We start from the raw sequence: 21,280 nt of genomic DNA, 5'->3' as shown, positions 1-21,280 counted from the left end.
ATGGGGTCCGGCAGCACGCACGCGCCGGTTCAAACCTTCAGAATGCGCTCGCCGCGGCCGATGCCCGAGCCGCCCGTACGAACGGTCTCAAGAATGGCAGTGCGATCGATGGCATCGAGAAACGCGTCGAGCTTGCTGCCGTTGCCGGTCAGCTCGATCGTGTAGGTCTTCTCGGTCACGTCGATGATGCGGCCGCGGAAGATGTCCGCCGTACGCTTCATCTCCTCGCGCTCCTTGCCGACCGCACGCACCTTCACGAGCATCAGCTCGCGCTCGATGTGCGCACCTTCGGTCAGGTCGACGACCTTGACGACTTCCACCAGGCGGTTCAGGTGCTTGGTGATCTGCTCGATGATGTCGTCCGAACCGGTCGTGACGATGGTCATGCGCGACAGCGAGGCGTCTTCAGTCGGGGCGACCGTCAGCGTCTCGATGTTGTAGCCGCGCGCAGAGAACAGGCCCACCACGCGTGACAGCGCGCCCGGTTCGTTTTCCAGCAGGACGGAAATGATGTGGCGCATTAGAGGTCCTCCGCGCCGAGCAGCATTTCAGAAATACCCTTGCCTGCCTGGACCATCGGCCAGACGTTTTCTGTCGGGTCGGTCTGGAAGTCGAGGAACACGGTGCGATCCTTGAGTCGGAAGGCTTCGCGCAGCGCGGGCTCGACGTCGGACGTCTTCTCGATGCGCATGCCAACGTGGCCATACGATTCGGCCAGCTTCACGAAGTCGGGCAGCGCCTGCATGTAGGAATGCGAGTAACGGTTGTCGTACTCGATTTCCTGCCACTGGCGCACCATGCCCAGATAACCGTTGTTGAGCGAGCAGATCTTCACCGGCGTGTCGTACTGTAGGCACGTCGACAGTTCCTGGATACACATCTGGATGGAGCCCTCACCAGTGATGGTGACAACTTCCTTGTCCGGGAACGCCTTCTTGATGCCCATCGCGTACGGCAGACCCACGCCCATCGTGCCCAGGCCGCCGGAGTTGATCCAGCGGCGCGGCTCGTTGAACTTGTAGAACTGCGCAGCCCACATCTGATGCTGACCCACGTCGGAGCAGACGAAGGCATCGCCATTGGTCAATTCCCAGATCTTCTCGACCACGTACTGCGGCTTGATGATCTCGGAGGTGCGGTCGTATTTCAGGCAATCGACACTGCGCCACTGCTCGATCTGTTCCCACCACTTGGCCAGCGCCGTCTTGTTCGGCTTGGCTTCGCCAGACTGGATCTGGGCGATCATCTCCTGCAGCACGTCCTTGACGTTGCCGACGATGGGAATGTCGACCTTCACCCGCTTGGAAATCGACGACGGATCGATGTCGATGTGGATGATCTTGCGCGGCTGCGACGAGAAGTGCGCCGGGCTGCCGATCACGCGATCATCAAAGCGCGCGCCGATGGCAATCAGCACGTCGCAGTTCTGCATCGCCATGTTGGCTTCGTACGTGCCGTGCATGCCCAGCATGCCCACGAACTGCTTGCTGGTGCCCGGGAAAGCACCCAGACCCATCAGCGTGTTCGTCACGGGGTACCCCGTCAGCGCAGCCAGTTGGCGCAGCTCTTCGCTGGCCTCGGCAAGCACCACGCCGCCACCCGAATAGATGTACGGACGCTCGGCCTGAAGCAGCAGGCTTACCGCCTTGCGGATCTGACCGGAATGACCCTTGTTGACCGGACTGTACGAGCGCATCTCGATGGTCTTCGGATACTCGTACTTGCACAGTTCGCGCGAGACATCCTTGGGGATGTCCACCACCACCGGCCCCGGACGGCCCGTTGCGGCGATGTAGAACGCCTTCTTGATGGTCGAAGCGAGGTTGCGCACGTCCTTGACCAGGAAGTTGTGCTTGACGATCGGGCGGGTAATGCCGACGGTGTCGCATTCCTGGAAGGCGTCCTGGCCGATGGCGTGCGTCGGCACGTTGCCGGTAATGATCACCATCGGGATCGAATCCAGGTAAGCGGTGGCGATGCCGGTCACGGCATTGGTCACGCCCGGGCCGGACGTCACGAGAGCGACACCGACCTTGCCCGTGGCACGCGCATAGCCGTCAGCCGCATGGACTGCCGCCTGTTCATGGCGCACCAGGATGTGTTCGATCTTGTTTTGCTTGTAGAACGCGTCGTAGATATAGAGCACCGCGCCGCCGGGGTAACCCCAGACGAACTCGACGCCCTCTGCCGCGAGCGCATTGACGAGGATGTCAGCCCCCATCATGTCGGCAGATGAACCGCTATTGGCGTGGGAAAATTCCGCGCTTGGCATATTCATGTCAGTCCTTTGCAATTTTCGGCAAAAAATTGTTTGGATGCTCTCTACCGGGCTTGTGGCGCGGATTTGAGCGGTGCGCGTCTGCATGGATGGTCCGCCTGATGGGCGGCCAGATGAGACAAACCACAGATGTTGTGAACCGGGAATAATACTGCAATGCCGCAAGGCGGTCCAGCGCCGGCGCGATTCCCTGCTCCGGGCGGTCCACCCGGCAGTTGGACTGTCCGTGGAGCCGCATTTTTGCTAGCATCGCAACATTTTTCACGGCCAAGGCCGTTGACGCCACGCGGCGTGATCATCACATCTGAGAATGTGAATTTTCGCGCGGCTGCCTCACAGGATTCGCACCCGCCGTTGTATGGCCTCTGAACAGGAACTGTCGGCCTTTCTTCTAAGCGTCGAGAAACGCGCCTTCAAGCAGGCGGTCTTCGCGGTGCGCGACGACGATGCCGCGCTCGATATCGTGCAGGACGCCATGATCAAGCTGGCCGAAAAATACGGCGATAAGCCGGGGGCCGAGCTGCCCTTGCTGTTCCAGCGCATTCTGCAAAACACGATTCACGACTGGTTTCGCCGCACCAAGGTGCGCAACACGTGGGTGAGCCTGTTCTCCAGCTTCCGCACGGACGCCGAGGGCGACGACACCGACCCGCTTGAACTGATCGAAAGCGAAGCCGGCACCACAGCGGCGGAAAGCAGCGCGGACAAAGTCGAGCGCTCGCAGATGCTGGAAATCCTCGAGCGCGAAATCGAGAAGCTGCCCACACGTCAACGGGAGGCCTTCCTGATGCGTTACTGGGAGGACATGGATGTTGCCGAGACAGCCCAGGCGATGGGCTGTTCCGAGGGCAGCGTAAAGACGCACTGCTCGCGGGCAACACACGCCCTGGCCCAAGCGCTGCGGGCGCGAGGGATCCGACTATGAACAAGGTAGAACTCCGAGAACGCCGTTTTGTGCATGCCGTCCGAACCGCTCTGAATGAGTCGGCCGGACAGTTGCCGCCCGACGTGCGCGACCGCCTCGCAGCGGCGCGCCGGACGGCGCTTGCTCACAAGAAAGCGGAAGTGCCTAGCACGGTGCACTCGCCTGCCTTGGCGATGTCGGGCGTCGGCTCGGTGTCCTTCGAGATCGAAGGCGAAGCGCCGTCTGCGCTGCAACGTGCCGCCGCACTCCTGCGTCGCCTCGGCCTGCTGTGGCCGACCATCGCGCTGGTGGCGGGGCTTGCAGGCATCTATCAGTGGCAACAGCAGCAACGTGTGGACGAACTCGCCGAGGTCGATGCCGCAATGCTGCTCGATGATCTGCCGCTGGCCGCTTACGCCGATCAAGGCTTCCATCAGTACCTCAAGCACGATCAGTAAAAGGCTGATCGATGAGCAACTTCCAGCACACCCACGGCCAACCACCGCGAGGCGCAAGGACCCTGCGCCTGCGCGCCGGCATCGTTGCATTGATCGGCGCTGCCGGTCTGATGGCGGGGCTTGCGATCGCGCAGGTTCCGGCCGCTTCGGCACCGGCGGCGGCACCGGGCGTGACAGTCAACGCGCCGGTTGATCTGCCGACACCGCCGGCGACCAACCCGCTACCCGCCGTCCATCCGAACTGGGCCGAGCTGACCATCGTGCAGCAGCGCATCTTCGCGCCGCTGGCGCCGGAATGGAACGGCCTGCCAGAACTGGCCCGCAAGAAGTGGCTGCAGATCGCCCAGGTGTATCCGAAGTACACACCGGCACAGCAGCAGCGCCTGCAAACGCGTATGGCGGATTGGGTCAAGCTCACGCCGGAGCAACGCCACCGCGCGCGTGAAAATTTCCAGACCACGAAGTCGCTCCCGGTGCAGAAGAAAAGCGAGGCGTGGCAGAGCTACCAGCAACTGACGGAAGAGCAGAAGAAGGCGCTGGTTGCCGCGGCCAAGGCACAAAAGCACCCCTCTGCGGTGACGGCGCTGCCGGGCGGCGCGGGCTTAGCGAAAGACGCGGCCAAGTCGATCCATCACGGTGCGCGCACCAAGCCGGGCACGACCAAATCGGCGCCGACGGGCAAGGCCACTGCTACGGCATCCGCGCCGGCGGCAACCCCTGCCCCAGAACCTGCTGCGGCCGCACCTGGCCCCGCAAGCGCGCCGCTCACGCCGGCGCACCCTGTTGTACCACCCACCACCACCGGTGGAGAGTCGGGCAATCCGCCGCCTTCCACGGTGCTGGGCGGCTAAGGCCGGCAAACCCTTGGCATAATCCGAACCACGTGCCGCGCGACCTCCGCGCCGGCGCATGATGGACTGCGCTTATGGCGCTCACACTCTGTTCGATGGCCACCTCCGTTTCCCCGTCTTCACCGGTTGCGGCGTCTGATCCGCTCGCCGCGCCAACGCTGCGCCGCCGTCTTGCTGCGATGCTCTACGAAGGCCTGCTGCTGTTTGGCGTGATGTTTGGCGCCACGGCTGTCTTTCTGGTGCTGCGCCTGATCGTGCCGCCTCTGGCGCGCACGGGCGATGTGGGGCTGCAGGTGTGGGGCTTTCTGGCGCTGGGTCTGTACTTCGTGTGGTTCTGGCGCAAGCGCGGCCAGACGCTGGCGATGCAGACGTGGCGCATGCGCGTGGTCAACGCCGATGGGTCGCGTATTACGCTGGGCCGCGCCGTTGCGCGCTATTTGCTTGCGTGGGTGTGGGTGGCCGCGGCAGTCGGCGTGATCCACCTGAGCGGGGCATCCCGCTGGGCCGGCGCCGGTGTCGCTCTGGCGTGCCTGCTGGCTTGGGGTGCGCTGGCATGGCTCGATCCGCAGCGCCAGTTCCTACACGATCGCCTGGCCGGCACGCGGCTGGTGCGCGATTGATCGGCTTCACTTGCGGCGGCGACCTCCACCATGACGCGCGCCGACCTGCCCACCTCCCCTGTTCCCCTCGCCTTCCTGACTGCGGCCACTGCGCGCCGCATTGCCGTGGCGCTGCAGTGTGCGGCGACGCTGGCGGTTGGCTGGGCGGTGCATCGCTGGGGCGGATGGAGTTGGCCGGCAGCGAGTTTGCTCGCGGGCGCGGCGCTGGTGCTGGGTTATCTCGTTTCAGTCGGGTGGGCGTTCCTGGTGTCGCTGAAGAGCCTCGGCACCGCAATACCGGACGACCCCGTGTGGGACCGCATGCCCGTGCCGCGCGAACACCGCATCGGCATCACCGGCTTCATCGCGTGCTGGCTGCGCGAATGTGTATCGGTGGCGTGGATGTTCAACGTGCTGCAACCCTTCCGCGCGCACGCCGCATTCGATGCGCCGGCGGGCAATGGCAAGCGCGTGCCTGTGCTGATGATCCACGGCTACGGCTGCAATCGCGCGGTGTGGCTGCCGATCCAGCAGCATGTGGCCGCCGCGGGGCACCCGACCCACGCCATCGATCTCATGCCGCTGCTCGGCGACATCGACGACTACGCTCGCGATATTGCCACCGCCGTCGCGCAGGTGACGCGCATGCATGGCCGTGCGCCGGTCCTGCTCTGCCACAGCATGGGCGGGCTCGCCGCACGTGCGCTGCTGCGCCAATCGGAACCCTGTCCCGTTGCCCACGTCATCACGCTGGGCACGCCACATCGGGGCACGGCAATGGCGCGCACGGGACGCGGCCTCAACGTGCGGCAGATGGCTTGGGCGAGCCCATGGCTGCGCCAGCTTGCAGCATCCGAAACGCCGGCCGTGCGGGCACGCATCACATCGATTTTCTCGTGGCACGACTCCATCGTCGGCCCGGCGGGGGCATCCTGGCTGGAAGGCACTCGGCATATCCCGTTCGCGGGCATCGGCCATGTGTCGCTGCTATGCGACGCACGCGTGCGTGATGCCGTGCTGGCCGAACTCGCCCGCATTGAAGGCACCTCTGCCACCCCGTCCGCTTGAAACGCGCGCCCGGCGCAGTTCTTGGGCGTACGCCCTTCCCTTTCTCGGCAACCACGTCATGTGACGGTCATGTTTCTGACACGGCTTTTTCATGCAGCGATGGCGAAATCCGTCCAACGCAGCCTCTGTTGCCGACATGGTCCTGCCAAATCTGCCTTCGCGCCCTGGATTTCTCCGCCGCCTCGCGCAACGCTTTCGCGCCGCTCCCTTCACCGGTTCCGACTGGAATGCTCCACTGCCTCTGATGCAAATGGCCGCCGGGCTTGCCGCCGCCGGCGCGCTGGGCTCGGCTGTGCCGGCGGGTCGCGGCGATGTGCGCGAGCACGAAGCACCGGTCGCCTCGCCACCATCGACATTGGCGCCCGATCAATCGGTCGACGCAGACACGGACCCGCCCGCCGAAAAAATCCAGCGCTACCGCACGATCTGGCTGTCTGACATCCACCTCGGCACGCCGGGCTGCCAGGCCGATTACCTGCTCGACTTCCTCAAGCACCACGAGTCCGACACGCTGTACCTCGTGGGTGACATCGTTGACGGCTGGCAACTGCGCAAGGGCTGGTACTGGCCCCAGGCCCACAACGATGTGGTGCAGAAAGTGCTGCGCCGCGCGCGCAAAGGCACTCGCGTCGTGTTCATCCCAGGCAACCACGACGAGATGGCGCGCCAGTTCCATGGTCTGAACTTTGGCGATATCGAAGTCGCTGAAGACGCAGTGCATGTGACCGCCACGGGCAAGCGCCTGTGGGTCGTGCACGGGGACTTGTTCGACGGCGTGATGCAGCACGCGCGCTGGCTGGCCTACGTGGGGGACTCGCTCTACACCTTCATCCTGGCGATGAACCGGCACTTCAACAGCATCCGCGTGCGGCTTGGTTTTCCGTACTGGTCGCTGTCGCAATACCTGAAGCACCAAGTCAAGAACGCCGTCAACTTCATCAATTCGTTCGAGCGTGTGATGACGGACGAAGCGCGCCGCCGCGGCTGCGACGGCGTGGTCTGCGGGCATATCCACAAGGCCGAGATCCGCGAGATCGACGGCCAGCTTTACTGCAACGACGGCGACTGGGTGGAGAGCCTTTCAGCCCTGGTCGAAACCATGGAAGGCGAACTGCAGATCGTCTACTGGACGCATCTGCTCGATGCGCCGCGCACCTCCCGCCGCGCACGCCGTGCCGCGGCGGCCGCCGCCTGATGGAACCCCTATGACCCACACCAGCATCGACCTCGTGCAGCCCGCCGCAGCCCAACCTACCCCCCAAGGAGAGCCCGTGAAAGTCATGATCGTCACCGATGCCTGGGAACCGCAGGTCAACGGCGTCGTCCGTACCCTCACCCAGACCCGCCGCGAGCTGGAAGCCATGGGGCACATTGTCGACATGATCACGCCGCTCGAATTCAAGACGGTACCGTGCCCAACGTATCCGGAAATCCGCCTGTCGATCCTGCCCGCCAAGCGGGTACGCGAGCGCATCGAGAAGTTCGCCCCGCAGGCTCTGCACATCGCCACCGAAGGCCCGCTGGGGCTGGCTGCACGCGCCTACGCGCTGCGCCACAAGCTGCCCTATACGACGGCGTACCACACGCGCTTTCCGGAGTACGTGCAGGCGCGCTTCGGCATTCCGCTGGCGTGGACGTATCGCTTTCTGCGCTGGTTCCACAGTCCTGCCCGGGCGGTGATGGCGCCTACGCCCGTGGTACTGAAAGACCTTGCCGACTACGGCATCACCAACGGCGTGCTGTGGACGCGCGGCGTGGATCTGGACATCTTCACCGCCCAACGCAGCAACGTGCTCAACACCGCCCATCCGATCTTCCTGTACGTCGGCCGTGTGGCGGTGGAAAAAAACGTCGAAGCCTTCCTGGAACTGGATCTGCCGGGCTCCAAATGGGTGGTAGGTGAAGGCCCCGCACTGGCTGGCCTGAAGGCAAAGTACCCGAACGCCAGCTACCTCGGCGTGCTCAAGCAACCGGAACTGGCCAAGGTATATGCCTCGGCCGATGTGTTCGTCTTCCCGAGCCGCACCGACACCTTTGGCCTGGTACTGCTGGAAGCACTTGCCAGTGGCCTGCCGGTTGCCGCGTATCCGGTGACGGGCCCCATCGACGTGCTGGGCGATTCGCCGGCCGGTGCGTTGCGCGAAGACCTGCGCGAAGCCTGCCTGGAAGCGCTGCGTATTGACCGCGGCACGGCGCGTGCGCACGCCGAGAAGTTCTCGTGGCGCGGAGCCTCGGAGCAATTTCTCGCGCACCTGCGTCCGATGCCCGCCGCACCCGCCGGCAACACCAAGGCCGCCGAGCCATCCACCGCCGCGGGTGCCTGAGCCTTGCGTTCCATGAAACCCACCACCCCGCCGGATCGACGACTGGAAAATCCGCCCGCACCGCCGGCGGCCGGCGCCTACTCGCCGGCCGACAATCCGCATAAAGGCAATCGCGGCATCACGCGGGCGTGGTTTGCGCTCAAGAACTCCATCAGCGGCATCCGCTTCGCCATCGACGAGGAAAGCGCCTTCCGCCAGGAGCTGACGCTGTGCGCGATCCTGCTGCCGTGCGCGTTCGTCATTCCCGCCACGGTGGTCGAGCGCATTCTGATGCTCGGCACGCTGGTGCTGGTGCTCATTGTCGAGCTGCTCAATTCGAGCGTGGAAGCGGCGGTCGATCGCATCTCGCTGGAGCAACACGGGCTGTCCAAGCGCGCCAAGGATTTCGGCAGCGCGGCCGTCATGCTGGCCCTGCTGCTATGCGTGGGGACGTGGGTGGCGATCGCCTGGCCTTGGGTGACGTCGCTGTTGCATTAGGAACACCAGCGAAAGCGGGCGACAACGTTTGGCAATGTCTGCCCCACAGCATGCGGGGGTCGTTGCACAAGCACGATCTCTTATAATCCGGGCACCAATACGCCACGGAGACAGGGCCACCGGCCTTGGCAGTTCAATGGAAACCAAGCAGCATTCCACCGGCCCACGCCGCACGCGCGATCGCATCCTCGAAGTGTCGCTGCGCCTGTTCAACGAACTGGGCGAACCCAACGTCACCACCACGACGATCGCCGAAGAGCTGGAAATCAGCCCCGGCAACCTGTACTACCACTTCCGCAACAAGGACGACATCATCAACTCGATCTTCGTGCAGTTCGAGCAGGAGATCGCGCGTCGCCTGAAGCTGCCGGATGACCACAAGGCCACACTGGACGAAACCTGGGGCTACCTGCAGTACATGTCGGAGTTCCTGTGGAACTACCGCTTCCTGTACCGCGACATCAACGATCTGCTCGCGCGCAACCGCATGCTTGAACTGAACTTCAAGCGCATCGTCGAGCAGAAGCGCCACTTCGCCATGGACATCTGTCATCAGTTCATCGAAGACGGCGAGATGGAAGCCACGGCCGAGCAAGTCGATGTCATCTGCACCAACATCGTGGTGATCGCCACCTACTGGCTGTCGTTCCAGTTCGTGCAGCACCCACGCCAGTACAACGACCAGAACGCGATCCGTGACCACCTGCACGGCGCGAGCTACCACATCCTGTCGATCCTCGCGCCTTACCTGCGCGGCAAGCCCCGGCGGGCGTTTGATTTGTTGGCGGTGAGCCGCAGCAACGATCCGCCGCTTGGCAACAACACTCCTGCTCAATGAAATCGATCTGCGTCTATTGCGGTTCCAGCCCGGGCGAGCGCCCGGAATACAGAGCCAATGCCATCGCGCTGGGTAACGAGATGGTCAAGCGCGACCTCACGCTCGTCTACGGCGGCGGCAACGTCGGCCTGATGGGCGTGGTGGCCGATGCGGTGCTGCACGGCGGCAGCCCGGTCATCGGCATCATCCCGAAATCGCTGGTGCGCAAGGAGGTCGGGCATAAGGAGCTGACCGAGCTGCACATCGTTGACAGCATGCACCAGCGCAAACAGATGATGGCCGACCGTGCCGATGCCTTCATCGCCATGCCCGGTGGCGTCGGCACCTACGAAGAGCTGTTCGAGACCTTCACGTGGCTGCAGCTCGGTTATCACAACAAGCCGATCGGCCTGTTGAACGTGGCAGGCTTCTACGACAAGCTGCTCGCCTTCATCGACCATGCCGTGCAAGAAGGCTTCCTCAAGCGCCACCACGCTGACCTGCTGCACGTGAGCAACGACCCTGCCGCGCTGATCGACATGCTGGCGCGTGCGCCGCGCGAGACGGTCGACAAGTGGTCGGAGCGTCGCGAGCGCACGTAGGCACCGGCAGCGTCTAAAACGACGACCCCGGCTGCGTCAGAAACGCGACTTCCTCGGGCGTGGAAACGCGCCCGAGCGCAGCGTTGCGATGTGGGAAACGCCCGAAGCGCGCCACGATCTCGCGGTGCTTCTCCGCCCAGATGAGCGAATCCGCATCGCCCTCCTGATCACGCAGGCGCGTGTAGAGGCGAATCGATTCGTCCTGCGCAGACAGCGCCTCACTGTGCTCGAAAGGCAGGTAGCAGAACACGCGGTGATGGCGCGTGGGCAATTGCGCATCCCAACCTGCAGCAACGACGATCTGCGCGGTACGCAGCGCCGCCGCGTCGCTGGCAAACGCGCGGGCACTGCCGCGAAACATATTGCGCGAGAACTGGTCGAGCACGATGATGCGCGCGATGGCTTCGAGCGGCGTTTCCATCCAGGTGTCGGCGTCGCCCGTGGAGAGCGCCTCCCACACCGGCATGAAGCGCGCGCGAATCTCGGCATCGAACGCGTCGGATTTGGTGAACCACTCCGGCCGTGCGTCGACCAGTGGCGCATTGCCGAACCAGAACGCAAGCACGTCGTCGGCGGTGGGCAAACCGAACATCGGGGTCTCCTTGAATTTGTTCTTGTAAGGTGCGCCTTAGCGCGGCACCTTAACTCGGCACCTTAACGCTGCACATTGCGCATCCAGTCGGCGGTCTGCCAGAACGCCTGCATCAGTCGCATCTGCAGGGCTTCATCCAGGCCAATGTCCTGCATGGCGAGTGCCATGCAGCGCATCCATTGATCACGCTCCTGCGTGCCGATCTCGAACGGCAGATGGCGCGCGCGCAAGCGCGGGTGGCCAAAGCGCTCGATGAAATGATTCGGGCCGCCCAGCCAGCCGCACAGGAACCAGAACAGCTTGTCGCGCGATCCGTCCAGGCTTTGCGGATGCAGCGAGCGCAGCACGGCAAACTCGGGCTCCAGATCCATCAAGTCGTAGAAACGGTCAACGAGTTCGCGCACGCGCGCCTCGCCGCCAATCAGGTCGAAGGCCAGCGTTTCCTGGCCGGAAGTTGCGTCAGTCATACAGCGTCAATCACATCAAGAAAAATCCTGGCGTCATCAGGCGTCGCGAAGCGTTGCCATGGCCGGGCGACGCAGCACGTCGCGCAAACCCAGCCAGCCGCCGACGAAGGCGCACGCCATGCCGCTCACGATGCCCACCGGCAGGATCGCGGGGTTGAAACGATACGGAAAATCGAACACATTCGCCGACAGCACCCAGCCGATGGCGATCGCACCCACGCCGGCCATCAGCCCGGCCAGCCCGCCAACGATCAGCACTTCTGCGTATTGTGTCTGGCGCACCACGCCGGAGCCCGCGCCCAGCGCGCGCAGCACGCCGGCATCGCGCAGGCGCTCGTCACGCGAGCCGGAGAGTGCGGCATACAGCACCAGCACACCGGCCGCCAACGTAAAGACGAACAGGAATTCCACCGCCGCCGTTACCTGATCCAGCACGCCCTGCACCTGATGCAGGATCAGTTCGGTATCGACCACCGTGAGGTTCGGAAACTCGCGCACGAGCCTGGCCGGCAGATCGGCCTGGCCGGAGGGAATGCGGAACGCGGTCACGTACGTTTGCGGCATGTCATGCAGCGCCACCGGCGGCAGGATCACGAAGAAGTTCACGCGCATCGAACTCCAGTCGAGCTTGCGCAATGACGTGATGGGGGCATCCACCGTCTGTCCGGCGACTTCGAAACGCAGCACGTCGCCCAGGTGCAGGTCGAGCGTCTTGGCAATGCCTTCCTCCACCGAGGCCTCGGGCTTCTGCCCGCTGAACCATTGGCCGGAAACGATGCGATTTTCAGGCGGCCGCTCCGTGGCATACGACAGGTTGAATTCGCGCTCGACCAGATTGCGGGCGCGCGATTCGGCGTAGGTTTGGCGATCGATCACCTGGCCATTCACCTGCGTCAGACGCCCGCGCACCATCGGGTAGAGTTTCGGGTCGGCCACGCCGGCCTGGGCCAGAACCTGCGCCACAGCCTCCATCTGGTCGGGCTGGATATTGATGATGAAACGGTTGGGCGCATCGGCCGGCGTGGCGTTGTGCCACGAGCGGATCAGGTCATTGCGCGTCATGGCGAGCAGCAGCAGCGCCATCAGCCCGACAGCAAGCGCCACGGTTTGCAGCACGCTCACACCACGACGGCGCTCCAGCACGGCCAGCGCAAAGCGCCAACCCACGCTCAGCGCACGACCACGCCCCAGCAACACCGCCAGGGCGCGCAATCCGCCGGCGGCCAGCAGCGCAAACACGACGATTGCACCGGCAAACCCCGCGGCCGTCAGCGCCCCGAGCTTCACGTCGCGCGCAGATACCACGAGCAGCGCAAAGAACGCCGTCGCGCCCAGCGCATAGCCGATCCACGCGGCAACGGCGCGCTGCGCCACATCCCGACGCAGTACGCGCAGCGGCGGCACGCGCACGAGGCTCAGCAATGGCGGCACGGCAAAACCGATCAGCAACACCAGCCCCGCCGTCACGCCCACGACCGCAGGCCAGATAGAGGGCGCGGGCAATGTCACCGTGACCAGATCGCCGAGCGACGCCAGCAACAACCAGTGCGCGCCATAACCCAGCGCCACCCCCACCGCCGAACCCAGCACGCCGATCAGCAAAAACTCCAGCGCGAACGTGCCGAGAATCTGCCCTTGCTTGAGCCCCAGGCACTTGATGACGGCCACCGCATCGGTGTGCCGCGCGGTGTAGCGGCGCGCGGCCATGGTGATTGCCACCGCGGCAATCATCGCCGCCAGCAAGGCGACGAGTGAAAGGAAGCGCTCGGCACGGTCCAGCGTTTCGCGCATCTGCGGCTGGCCGTTCTGCAACGATTCAACACGCACGCCACGCAACTGGCGCGCCTTCGCTTCGCGCTCGGCCCAGGTGTGGAACGCGCTGGCAGCGGCATCGGGGCCGGCCACCAGCAGGCGATACGTGACGCGGCTACCGTAGGTGACAAGACCCGTCGAGCCCAAGTCCGCCATCGGCAGCATCACTCGGGGGGCGAAGTTCATGAAGCCCGCGCCGCGATCGAGTTCCTGGGTGATGACGTGAGCGATCTTGAAGGTGCGTGTGCCCAGGCGGATGGCATCGCCCACGCGAGTGCCGAGTGCTTCGAGCAGCGGTGCGTCCACCCACACCGTGCCGGCGGCGGGAATGCCCTGGATCGCCTCGCCCACGGTATCGCGCCCGTCCCCGCTCACCTTGAGAGTGCCACGCAGCGGGTAGCCCACGTCGACGGCCTTGATCGCGGCCAGTTGCGATGCGGGTTCGCCCGAGGCGCCCTTGGTCAACGTGCTCGCCATGCTGGGGAAGGTGGCGGTGTGGGTGACCTGCAGGCCGCTGGCGCGGGCATGCGCCTCGATGTCGGTCGGCAGCGGCTGGTCTGACACGACCAGCACATCCGCGCCGATCAACTGACGCGCATCGCGCTCCAGGCCGGCATGCATGCGGTCGGCCAGAAAACTGACGGACGCCAACGCGGCCACCGCCAGCACCAGCGCAACAAGCAGGAGATTCAGTTCACCGGCGCGCCAGTCGCGGCGCAGCATGCGCAGGGCTTGGGTCCAGGCGGAGAAACGTGACATGGGCTGAACATGGATGGGGCGCTCGATTGCGCAAACCCCATCATGTTCGCACGACTTCAGCGGGCCAGCGCGCGAGCCTCGTCGGCATGCCAGGGCAGCGCCTGGTCTGCGGTGAGCAGCGAAACGTGCTCGATCGGCCGGTAGCCGGCGAGATGGCCCAGGCCTTCGCGGAACGCGGGCTGACCGATGCACTCGATCAGCTCGCGCACCCAGGGCGACAGCGCATCGTTGCGGCGCACCGCCAGGTAGTACGTTTCGCGCGTCAGCGGCACAAAGTGCAGACCATGGGCTTCGGCGCCGGGGCGCAGGCCGAAGCCAACGTCCGCCCGCCCTTCCTGCACGGCCACGGCGATCTTGTCGCTGGAGAATTCCTGCTCGTCATACCCGTGGATCTGGTCGGGATACAGCCCCGCAGCGACCAGCAACTGATCGAACAGCAACCGCGTGCCAGAACTGCGCTGGCGGTTGATGAAGCGCGCCTGGGTGCGCGCCAGATCCCCCAGCGACTGCACCCGCCCGGCCCATTGTGCCGACATCATCAGCCCCTGCTCGCGATCGGCCAGGGGGATCAGGCGCACGGTGGTCGGGCGCAGCCACTTGCGCAAGGTCTGGTGTGCGATCGAGCCCGCACCTTGCTGCGGTGCCACATAGAAGCCGGCCACCTCGCATTGCTTTTCCTGCAGGCAGATCAGCCCTTCGACGGCGCTGCAGAACACGGTATCGATGTGTGCCCCGTGCCCTTGTCGCGCAAACGTCTCGGCCAGCACTTCCACGGCCGGGTCGTGGCTGCCCGAGAAACGGATGCGCGCCTGCGACTGGGATGCGTCTTCCAGCTCCGAGAGGAACTGCCCCATGGCTTGATGCAGCACCGGATTGAGCTGCTCGCGCAGTCGCATCTCGGCACGCAGCATGCGCTCGCCGAAGAGCGTGAGAGAGGCGCCCCGGCCGCGCTCCATATCGAGCAGCGAGCGGCCGAGCATCTCTTCCCACGACCGCATCACCCCCCAGGCGTGCCGGTACGACAGCCCCACCTGCTTCGCCGCGCGGTGCAGCGACCCTGTCTCGCGCACCGCCCGCAGCAACTGGAAGACCTTGCCGTTGGCGCGCGGGTTGTCGTCCAGCCCCACCACCGGAAATACTTCGAACTGGAATGTCATTATGTTTATGGTTTCCTATTTACTTCAGCCGTGCCCCGGGAGAACAATTCTGCTCACTCCGGGGGCGGGCATATCGTGGCCGCTGACTGCCCCCCGACCTTGCCGCCATCATGCAGCATCCGACATAAAGCGTCCACGCCTTCCCGCACCCCACAACATGCCCGGATTGTCCCAAACTCATCGGCTATCTGCTGTCATCTGCATGACACTCGCGCTCGCCACTGCCGCATATGCTGGCGATCTCCGCATGGCCACCACCACCAGCACCGAAAATTCGGGCCTGCTGAAAGTCCTGTTGCCCAAGTTCGAAGCGGCCACCGGCGTCCATGTGCACGTGATTGCCGTTGGCACCGGCAAGGCGGTCAAGCTGGGGGAGTCAGGTGATGTGGATGTGGTGCTCGTCCACGCTCGCCAACTGGAAGATGCCTTCGTCGCCTCAGGCGGCGGCATCGACCGCCGCGACGTGATGTACAACGACTTCATCCTCGTCGGCCCCGAGGCAGACCCGGCCCGCGTGCGCGGCCAGAAGAACGTCATCCAGGGGATGGGGACCATCGCCGCGGCGGGCGAGAGAACCGGCGCCAAGTTCATCTCGCGCGGCGACAACTCCGGCACCGACGTCATGGAAAAGGCTTATTGGAAGACGGCCAACATCGACCCGAAGGGCAAGCCGTGGTACGTCAGCGCGGGGCTCGGGATGGGCGAAGTGCTGAACATGGCCGCGCAGATGAACGCCTACACGCTATCGGACCGCGCAACCTACGGGGCCTACCGTGCCAAGACGGGCCTCGACATCGTGCTGGCGGGCGACCCGCGCATGTTCAACCCCTACGGCATCATCGCGGTCAACCCGAAGAAATACCCGAGCATCAACTACACCGATGCGACCAAGCTGATCGAATGGATCACGTCACCGGCCGGTCAGCAGGTGATTGCAGACTTCAAGGTCAGCGGGGAGCAGGTGTTTTTCCCCGACTACGGGAAGGCCGTCGCAAGCGGAAAGTAACCTCGAGCCCGGGGCGCGTGGCAGGACGGCGACCGTTCAGCTTCAGGCCACCGCCGATTCCAATTGCGGATGCTGAGGCAAATCGGCCGCCACTTCGCCGATCATGCGGCGCAGCCACATCACATCGGGCGCAGCGTGGCTGCGCTCATGCCAGAGCTGGTAGAAGCGCATCTTCGGGAACGCCATGGGCGTCGGCAAGATTCGGATCGGCAGATACTGGGCGCAGTGCGCGGCGAACTGGCGGCCGGTGGTAAAGACCAGATCGGTGCGCATCAGCACATATGGCACCAGCCCGAAATACGGCAACGACACCTGAATCTGCCGCTTGAGCCCTTGCTCCGCAAGCGCCTGGTCGATCATGCTGCGCTGCATGACGGCATACGGCGCGGGCGCCAGATGCGGCATCTCCACGTAGTGTTTGAGCGAGATGCCCTTGCGTGCCAGGGGGTGCTGTGCACCCAGCATGCAGACGACTTCATCGTCAAACAGCGGCGAAATGTGCAGATGTTCGGGCGGCGAGAGCCAATTGCCGATCACCAGATCCATGCCGCCCTGCTCCAGTGCGGCCAAGTAATCGACCCCCGCATTGAGCGGATGCACCACCAGCTTGGCCTGCGGCGCCTGCTTGCGCAGACGCTCGACGATGTTGGGCAGGAAAAAGGCATCCAGATAATCCGGCGCACCCAGGTGGAACGTGCGCGTGGTGTTGGCTGGGTCGAAATCCTGCGACGGCCGTGCGATACGCTCCATCGCCTCCAGGCTCTGCTGGGCCAGCGACAGAAGGTCATGGCCCCGCTCGGTCGGCACCATGCCGTTCTTGCCGCGCACCAGGATGGCGTCGCCAGTGATCTCGCGCAAGCGCTTGAGCGTGTTACTGATGGCCGGCTGTGACTGGCCCAGCTTGACCGCCGTACGCGTCACGCTCTGCTCAGTGAGCAGCGTGTAGAGAACGCGCAGGAGGTAGGTATCGAGGTGATCTTTGCCGTGCATCTGGAGGCGGGTACGGCTGCACCGTACCGTCTAAAAAACGTGCTTGGGGGACGCTGTCAGTGTATGTCACTTGCACGCCGCGCCGCCAGACCGCTACTGGCGGGTATACCCCGGATTTTGGCTTTCCGATGCGGGTTATCACATGGGCCAAATATTGCATTCCTGGCCCGGTGCTATGGTTCCGTTACACACACAAACAGGCGTAGAACCCCCATGGAGACACAGCCCATCCGCTTCTTCCACCGCGGCCAGGTGCGCACCATTACGGATGCCCCGATCACCCGTACGGTGCTTCAATACCTGCGTGAAGACGCACACTGCACCGGCACCAAGGAAGGGTGTGCCGAGGGCGATTGCGGTGCTTGTACCGTCGTGCTCGGCGAGCTGCAGGAAGACGGCAGCGTCGACCTGAAGGCCGTCAACGCGTGCATCCAGTTCCTGCCCACGCTCGACGGCAAGGCGCTGTTCACCGTAGAAGACGTGCGCGGCAAGGACGGCACCCTACACCCCGTGCAAGAGGCCATGGTGGAGTGCCACGGCTCGCAGTGCGGCTTCTGCACGCCCGGCTTTGTGATGTCGCTCTACGCCCTGTACGAGAACACCGGCAGCGAGGCGCCGATCCCCTCGCGCCAGACCATCTGCGATTCGCTCACCGGCAACCTCTGCCGCTGCACCGGATACCGCCCCATCATCGACGCGGGCGAACGCATGTTCGAACTGCCCTCGCCCGCTGGCATCGACCGCACCCAACTGGCCGATACGCTGCGCAAGCTCCAGCGCAAGGACACTTTCAGCTACGCGCCCGTCGGCACCGAGAATGCGCCGCGCTTCTACGCACCGCGCACCGCATCGGCCTTTGCCGCCATCAAGGCCGCGCATCCGAACATCCGCATCCTGGCCGGCAGCACCGACGTCGGCCTGTGGGTCACCAAGCAGTTCCGCGACCTCGGCGACATCCTGTACGTCGGCCAGGTGGCCGATTTGTACGCCCTGGAAAAGCGCGACGGCTGGATCGAGATCGGCGCTGCCGTCTCACTGGAAAAGGCCTACGCATTCCTGGCTGCGGACTACCCCGAGCTGACCGAGGTGTGGAAGCGCTTTGCCTCGCTGCCGATCCGCAATGCCGGCACGCTGGGCGGCAACGTCGCAAACGGCTCCCCGATTGGTGACTCGGCGCCGGCGCTCATCGCCATCGGCACGCGCGTCGTGCTGCAGCGTGGCGAAGCCCGCCGCGAGCTGCCGCTCGAAGACCTCTACATTGCCTACCAGAAGAACGCGATGGAAGAAGGCGAATTCGTTGCGGGCCTGCGCATCCCGGCACGTGAAGGCCATCCGTACGGTCAGGCCCTGCGCTTTCGCACGTACAAGCTGTCCAAGCGCTTTGACGAAGACATTTCCGCCGTGTGCGCGGCGCTGGCCATCGAGCTGGACGGTGACATCGTGCGCAGCGCTCGCATCGCTTACGGCGGCATGGCGGCAACATCCAAGCGCGCCACTGAAACCGAAGCCGCCATCACCGGCCAGCCGTGGAACGAAGCGACCGTGCGTGCTGCCATGGCAGCCATGTCGCGCGACTACACCCCGCTGACCGATATGCGCGCCACCGATAACTACCGCCGCGTATCGGCGGCCAACACGGTGTACCGCTTCTGGCTGGAAACCCGCGCCGACGCGCCGCTCGCGCCCGAACAGATCAACGTCCGCGCGGTCGAATTGAATACCCTCACAGCAGCCTAAGAACATGAACAAGCAAACCGAAGCCTTCGTGCTGGCGGAAGCAGATATTGCTGCGGCCATGCCTGGCCAGCGCGGTGCTGTGGTGGGCATTTCGCGCCCGCACGAGTCTGCGCACCTGCATGTGGCAGGCACCGCGACCTACACCGACGACATTCCCGAGCTGGCCGGCACGCTGCACGCGGCGCTCGGCATGAGCACGCAGGCGCATGCGCGCATCGTCAACATGGACCTGGACCGCGTGAAAGCCGCACCCGGCGTGGTGGCCGTGTTCACGTCGGCCGACATCCCGGGCACGAACGATTGCGGCCCGATCATCCACGACGACCCCATCCTGGCGACCGACACGGTGCACTTCATCGGCCAGCCGATGTTCATCGTGGTGGCCACGTCGCACGATGCAGCTCGCCGCGCGGCTCGTCTGGGCAATATCGAATATGAAGTGCTGCCCCCGCTGCTGACGCCTGAAGACGCGCGTGCCGCCGGTCAATCCGTGCTGCCGCCGATGCACCTCAAGCGTGGCGAACCGGCTGAGCGTATTGCTGCTGCACCCCACTCTGAAGCCGGCAAGATGTCGTTGGGCGGTCAGGAGCAGTTCTACCTCGAAAGCCAGATCTCGTACGCGGTGCCGAAGGAAGACAACGGCATGCACGTTTGGTGCTCGACGCAGCACCCGACCGAGATGCAGCACATGGTGTCGCACATGCTGGGCTGGCACGCCAACCAGGTGCTGGTCGAATGCCGTCGCATGGGCGGTGGTTTCGGCGGGAAGGAATCGCAGTCGGGCCTGTTCGCCTGCTGCGCTTCGCTGGCGGCATGGAAGCTCGCGTGCCCGGTCAAGCTGCGCCCGGACCGCGACGACGACATGATGATCACCGGCAAGCGGCACGACTTCCGCTTCGCCTACCAAGCCGGCTACGACAACGACGGACGCATCCAGGGCGTCAAGGTCGACATGACCTCGCGCGCGGGTTTTTCGGCCGATTTGTCGGGCCCCGTGATGACGCGCGCCATCTGTCACTTCGACAACGCCTACTGGCTGCCCGAGGTGGAAATCGATGGCTTCTGCGCACGCACCAACACGCAGTCGAACACCGCATTCCGCGGCTTCGGTGGCCCGCAAGGCGCGTTTGCCATCGAGTACATCATGGACAACATCGCGCGCTCGGTCGGCAAGGATGCGCTCGACGTGCGCCGCGCCAATCTGTACGGCAAGGACAAGAACAACGTCACGCCATATGGGCAGACCGTGGAAGACAACGTCATCCATGAACTGCTCGACGAACTGGAGGCGACGTCCGACTATCGCGCACGCCGCGAGGCCATCCGCGCGTTCAATGCGACCAGCCCGGTGCTCAAGCGCGGCCTGGCGTTGACCCCGGTGAAGTTCGGCATCTCGTTCAACGTCAAGCACTTCAACCAGGCCGGCGCGCTGGTGCACGTCTACAACGACGGCTCGATCCTGGTGAACCACGGCGGCACCGAAATGGGCCAGGGCCTGAACACGAAGGTCGCGCAGGTCGTGGCGCACGAACTGGGCGTGTCGTTCACCCGCATCCGCGTGACGGCCACGGACACCAGCAAGGTGGCCAACACATCCGCCACGGCTGCATCGACCGGCAGCGACCTGAACGGCAAGGCGGCGCAGGATGCTGCACGCCAGATTCGCCAGCGCCTGATCGCGTTTGCCGCCGAGCACTACGAAGTGCCCGCCGAGACGGTGACGATCGTGGGCGACCATCTGGAAATCGGTGCACGCCGCGTGCCGTTCAACGAGCTGATCGGCAAGGCCTATGTTGCCCGCGTGCAGTTGTGGTCCGACGGCTTCTACGCCACGCCCAAGCTGCACTGGGATCAGTCCAAGCTCAAGGGCCGTCCGTTCTACTACTACGCCTATGGCGCAGCAGTGTCGGAAGTGGTGGTCGATACGCTCACCGGCGAATGGCGCCTGCTGCGCGCCGACGTGCTGCACGACGCCGGCCGCTCCATCAACCCGGCCATTGACATCGGCCAGGTGGAAGGCGCGTTCATCCAGGGCATGGGCTGGCTTACGACGGAAGAACTGTGGTGGAACAAGAACGGCAAGCTGATGACGCACGCGCCGTCCACCTACAAGATCCCGACGGTGAACGACTGCCCGCCGGACTTCCGTGTGCACCTGTTCAACAACGCCAACGTGGAAGACAGCATTCACCGCTCCAAGGCGCTGGGTGAGCCGCCGCTGCTGCTGCCGTTCTCGGTGTTCTTCGCCATTCGTGATGCGGTGGCCGCCGTGGGCGATGGCCGCACGAGCCCGCCGCTGAACGCACCGGCCACCAGCGAGGAAATCCTCAAGGCCGTGGATGCCATCCGCAGCGCCCTGCTGTCGGCCTGACCTGTGCCAAA

General features: G+C 64.6%; 20 protein-coding genes. 13 read left to right on the top strand and 7 right to left on the bottom strand.

Features of this window, described 5'->3' with window-relative positions:
- Nucleotides 1-29: 29 nt before the first annotated feature.
- Complete coding sequence (gene ilvN / locus R2N16_RS15950; RefSeq protein ID WP_004630835.1) at nt 30-521, bottom strand: acetolactate synthase small subunit; 492 nt, start codon at nt 519-521, stop codon at nt 30-32.
- Nucleotides 521-2,278, bottom strand: a complete 1,758-nt coding sequence (locus tag R2N16_RS15945; RefSeq protein ID WP_045206179.1) for an acetolactate synthase 3 catalytic subunit — start codon at nt 2,276-2,278, stop codon at nt 521-523. The genes ilvN and R2N16_RS15945 overlap by 1 nt, the downstream gene beginning before the upstream one ends.
- 358 nt (nt 2,279-2,636) lie before the next feature.
- On the opposite strand from R2N16_RS15945, the gene R2N16_RS15940 reads away from it, so the two are divergent.
- The 10 genes from R2N16_RS15940 to R2N16_RS15895 all read left to right on the top strand — a co-directional run bounded on the left by R2N16_RS15940 (nt 2,637) and on the right by R2N16_RS15895 (nt 10,378).
- Nucleotides 2,637-3,203: an RNA polymerase sigma factor gene (locus tag R2N16_RS15940; protein WP_316666709.1), complete on the top strand. Its 567-nt coding sequence runs from the start codon at nt 2,637-2,639 to the stop codon at nt 3,201-3,203.
- On the top strand, nt 3,200-3,640 hold the full coding sequence (locus R2N16_RS15935; protein WP_316666708.1) for a DUF3619 family protein: 441 nt from the start codon (nt 3,200-3,202) through the stop codon (nt 3,638-3,640). Before R2N16_RS15940 ends, R2N16_RS15935 begins: the two co-directional genes overlap by 4 nt.
- A gap of 11 nt (nt 3,641-3,651) precedes the next feature.
- Complete coding sequence (locus R2N16_RS15930) at nt 3,652-4,491, top strand: DUF3106 domain-containing protein (protein WP_316666707.1); 840 nt, start codon at nt 3,652-3,654, stop codon at nt 4,489-4,491.
- Nucleotides 4,492-4,586: 95 nt separating this feature from the next.
- On the top strand, nt 4,587-5,111 hold the full coding sequence (locus tag R2N16_RS15925; RefSeq protein ID WP_316666779.1) for an RDD family protein: 525 nt from the start codon (nt 4,587-4,589) through the stop codon (nt 5,109-5,111).
- Between the two features lie 30 nt (nt 5,112-5,141).
- Nucleotides 5,142-6,158, top strand: a complete 1,017-nt coding sequence (locus R2N16_RS15920; RefSeq protein WP_316666706.1) for an alpha/beta fold hydrolase — start codon at nt 5,142-5,144, stop codon at nt 6,156-6,158.
- Nucleotides 6,159-6,402: 244 nt separating this feature from the next.
- On the top strand, nt 6,403-7,353 hold the full coding sequence (locus tag R2N16_RS15915; protein WP_316666705.1) for a UDP-2,3-diacylglucosamine diphosphatase: 951 nt from the start codon (nt 6,403-6,405) through the stop codon (nt 7,351-7,353).
- Between the two features lie 85 nt (nt 7,354-7,438).
- Nucleotides 7,439-8,482: a glycosyltransferase family 4 protein gene (locus R2N16_RS15910; protein WP_316666778.1), complete on the top strand. Its 1,044-nt coding sequence runs from the start codon at nt 7,439-7,441 to the stop codon at nt 8,480-8,482.
- Between the two features lie 12 nt (nt 8,483-8,494).
- Nucleotides 8,495-8,959, top strand: coding sequence for a diacylglycerol kinase (locus R2N16_RS15905; RefSeq protein ID WP_316666704.1), 465 nt, complete (start codon nt 8,495-8,497; stop codon nt 8,957-8,959).
- A 136-nt stretch (nt 8,960-9,095) separates the two neighbouring features.
- Nucleotides 9,096-9,797, top strand: coding sequence for a TetR/AcrR family transcriptional regulator (locus tag R2N16_RS15900; RefSeq protein ID WP_316666703.1), 702 nt, complete (start codon nt 9,096-9,098; stop codon nt 9,795-9,797).
- Nucleotides 9,794-10,378, top strand: coding sequence for an LOG family protein (locus tag R2N16_RS15895; protein WP_316666702.1), 585 nt, complete (start codon nt 9,794-9,796; stop codon nt 10,376-10,378). Before R2N16_RS15900 ends, R2N16_RS15895 begins: the two co-directional genes overlap by 4 nt.
- Before the next feature lie 13 nt (nt 10,379-10,391).
- Here the strand turns inward: R2N16_RS15895 and R2N16_RS15890 are convergent, their stop codons facing one another.
- From R2N16_RS15890 to R2N16_RS15875, 4 genes are all read right to left on the bottom strand, one after another.
- Nucleotides 10,392-10,970, bottom strand: a complete 579-nt coding sequence (locus R2N16_RS15890) for a DUF924 family protein (protein WP_316666701.1) — start codon at nt 10,968-10,970, stop codon at nt 10,392-10,394.
- A 62-nt stretch (nt 10,971-11,032) separates the two neighbouring features.
- Nucleotides 11,033-11,437, bottom strand: coding sequence for a group II truncated hemoglobin (locus R2N16_RS15885; RefSeq protein WP_316666700.1), 405 nt, complete (start codon nt 11,435-11,437; stop codon nt 11,033-11,035).
- A gap of 36 nt (nt 11,438-11,473) precedes the next feature.
- Nucleotides 11,474-14,008 carry an ABC transporter permease gene (locus tag R2N16_RS15880; RefSeq protein WP_316666699.1) on the bottom strand — a complete coding sequence of 845 codons (2,535 nt, stop codon included), beginning with the start codon at nt 14,006-14,008 and terminating at the stop codon, nt 11,474-11,476.
- Nucleotides 14,009-14,064: 56 nt separating this feature from the next.
- Nucleotides 14,065-15,165 (bottom strand): substrate-binding domain-containing protein, encoded by a 1,101-nt coding sequence (locus R2N16_RS15875; protein ID WP_316666698.1) that lies wholly within the window; start codon nt 15,163-15,165, stop codon nt 14,065-14,067.
- Nucleotides 15,166-15,322: 157 nt separating this feature from the next.
- Here R2N16_RS15875 and R2N16_RS15870 point away from each other — a divergent pair, with 157 nt between their 5' ends.
- Nucleotides 15,323-16,171 (top strand): ABC transporter substrate-binding protein, encoded by an 849-nt coding sequence (locus tag R2N16_RS15870; RefSeq protein WP_316666697.1) that lies wholly within the window; start codon nt 15,323-15,325, stop codon nt 16,169-16,171.
- A gap of 42 nt (nt 16,172-16,213) precedes the next feature.
- Here R2N16_RS15870 and R2N16_RS15865 read toward each other — a convergent pair whose 3' ends face one another.
- The gene (locus tag R2N16_RS15865) at nt 16,214-17,161 is read right to left on the bottom strand and encodes a LysR substrate-binding domain-containing protein (RefSeq protein ID WP_316666696.1); all 948 of its coding nucleotides are present in this window, start codon (nt 17,159-17,161) and stop codon (nt 16,214-16,216) included.
- A gap of 213 nt (nt 17,162-17,374) precedes the next feature.
- Here R2N16_RS15865 and xdhA point away from each other — a divergent pair, with 213 nt between their 5' ends.
- On the top strand, nt 17,375-18,898 hold the full coding sequence (gene xdhA / locus R2N16_RS15860) for a xanthine dehydrogenase small subunit (protein WP_316666695.1): 1,524 nt from the start codon (nt 17,375-17,377) through the stop codon (nt 18,896-18,898).
- A gap of 4 nt (nt 18,899-18,902) precedes the next feature.
- Nucleotides 18,903-21,269 carry a xanthine dehydrogenase molybdopterin binding subunit gene (gene xdhB / locus R2N16_RS15855; protein ID WP_316666694.1) on the top strand — a complete coding sequence of 789 codons (2,367 nt, stop codon included), beginning with the start codon at nt 18,903-18,905 and terminating at the stop codon, nt 21,267-21,269.
- The last annotated feature ends 11 nt before the right edge of the window (nt 21,270-21,280 follow it).

The sequence above is a fragment of the Ralstonia psammae genome (assembly GCF_958405935.1).
GTDB lineage: Bacteria > Pseudomonadota > Gammaproteobacteria > Burkholderiales > Burkholderiaceae > Ralstonia > Ralstonia psammae.
Note: the sequence above shows the minus strand (reverse complement) of the source record. Positions and strands in the feature narration are given on the sequence as shown.

Bases quoted from the DNA above. Each gene is read 5' to 3' on its own strand.
- ilvN (WP_004630835.1), bottom strand. From the start codon at position 521: ATGCGCCACATCATTTCCGTCCTGCTGGAAAACGAACCGGGCGCGCTG.
- R2N16_RS15945 (WP_045206179.1), bottom strand. From the start codon at position 2,278: ATGAATATGCCAAGCGCGGAATTTTCCCACGCCAATAGCGGTTCATCT.
- R2N16_RS15940 (WP_316666709.1), top strand. From the start codon at position 2,637: ATGGCCTCTGAACAGGAACTGTCGGCCTTTCTTCTAAGCGTCGAGAAA.
- R2N16_RS15935 (WP_316666708.1), top strand. From the start codon at position 3,200: ATGAACAAGGTAGAACTCCGAGAACGCCGTTTTGTGCATGCCGTCCGA.
- R2N16_RS15930 (WP_316666707.1), top strand. From the start codon at position 3,652: ATGAGCAACTTCCAGCACACCCACGGCCAACCACCGCGAGGCGCAAGG.
- R2N16_RS15925 (WP_316666779.1), top strand. From the start codon at position 4,587: ATGGCCACCTCCGTTTCCCCGTCTTCACCGGTTGCGGCGTCTGATCCG.
- R2N16_RS15920 (WP_316666706.1), top strand. From the start codon at position 5,142: ATGACGCGCGCCGACCTGCCCACCTCCCCTGTTCCCCTCGCCTTCCTG.
- R2N16_RS15915 (WP_316666705.1), top strand. From the start codon at position 6,403: ATGCAAATGGCCGCCGGGCTTGCCGCCGCCGGCGCGCTGGGCTCGGCT.
- R2N16_RS15910 (WP_316666778.1), top strand. From the start codon at position 7,439: ATGATCGTCACCGATGCCTGGGAACCGCAGGTCAACGGCGTCGTCCGT.
- R2N16_RS15905 (WP_316666704.1), top strand. From the start codon at position 8,495: ATGAAACCCACCACCCCGCCGGATCGACGACTGGAAAATCCGCCCGCA.
- R2N16_RS15900 (WP_316666703.1), top strand. From the start codon at position 9,096: ATGGAAACCAAGCAGCATTCCACCGGCCCACGCCGCACGCGCGATCGC.
- R2N16_RS15895 (WP_316666702.1), top strand. From the start codon at position 9,794: ATGAAATCGATCTGCGTCTATTGCGGTTCCAGCCCGGGCGAGCGCCCG.
- R2N16_RS15890 (WP_316666701.1), bottom strand. From the start codon at position 10,970: ATGTTCGGTTTGCCCACCGCCGACGACGTGCTTGCGTTCTGGTTCGGC.
- R2N16_RS15885 (WP_316666700.1), bottom strand. From the start codon at position 11,437: ATGACTGACGCAACTTCCGGCCAGGAAACGCTGGCCTTCGACCTGATT.
- R2N16_RS15880 (WP_316666699.1), bottom strand. From the start codon at position 14,008: ATGTCACGTTTCTCCGCCTGGACCCAAGCCCTGCGCATGCTGCGCCGC.
- R2N16_RS15875 (WP_316666698.1), bottom strand. From the start codon at position 15,165: ATGACATTCCAGTTCGAAGTATTTCCGGTGGTGGGGCTGGACGACAAC.
- R2N16_RS15870 (WP_316666697.1), top strand. From the start codon at position 15,323: ATGCCCGGATTGTCCCAAACTCATCGGCTATCTGCTGTCATCTGCATG.
- R2N16_RS15865 (WP_316666696.1), bottom strand. From the start codon at position 17,161: ATGCACGGCAAAGATCACCTCGATACCTACCTCCTGCGCGTTCTCTAC.
- xdhA (WP_316666695.1), top strand. From the start codon at position 17,375: ATGGAGACACAGCCCATCCGCTTCTTCCACCGCGGCCAGGTGCGCACC.
- xdhB (WP_316666694.1), top strand. From the start codon at position 18,903: ATGAACAAGCAAACCGAAGCCTTCGTGCTGGCGGAAGCAGATATTGCT.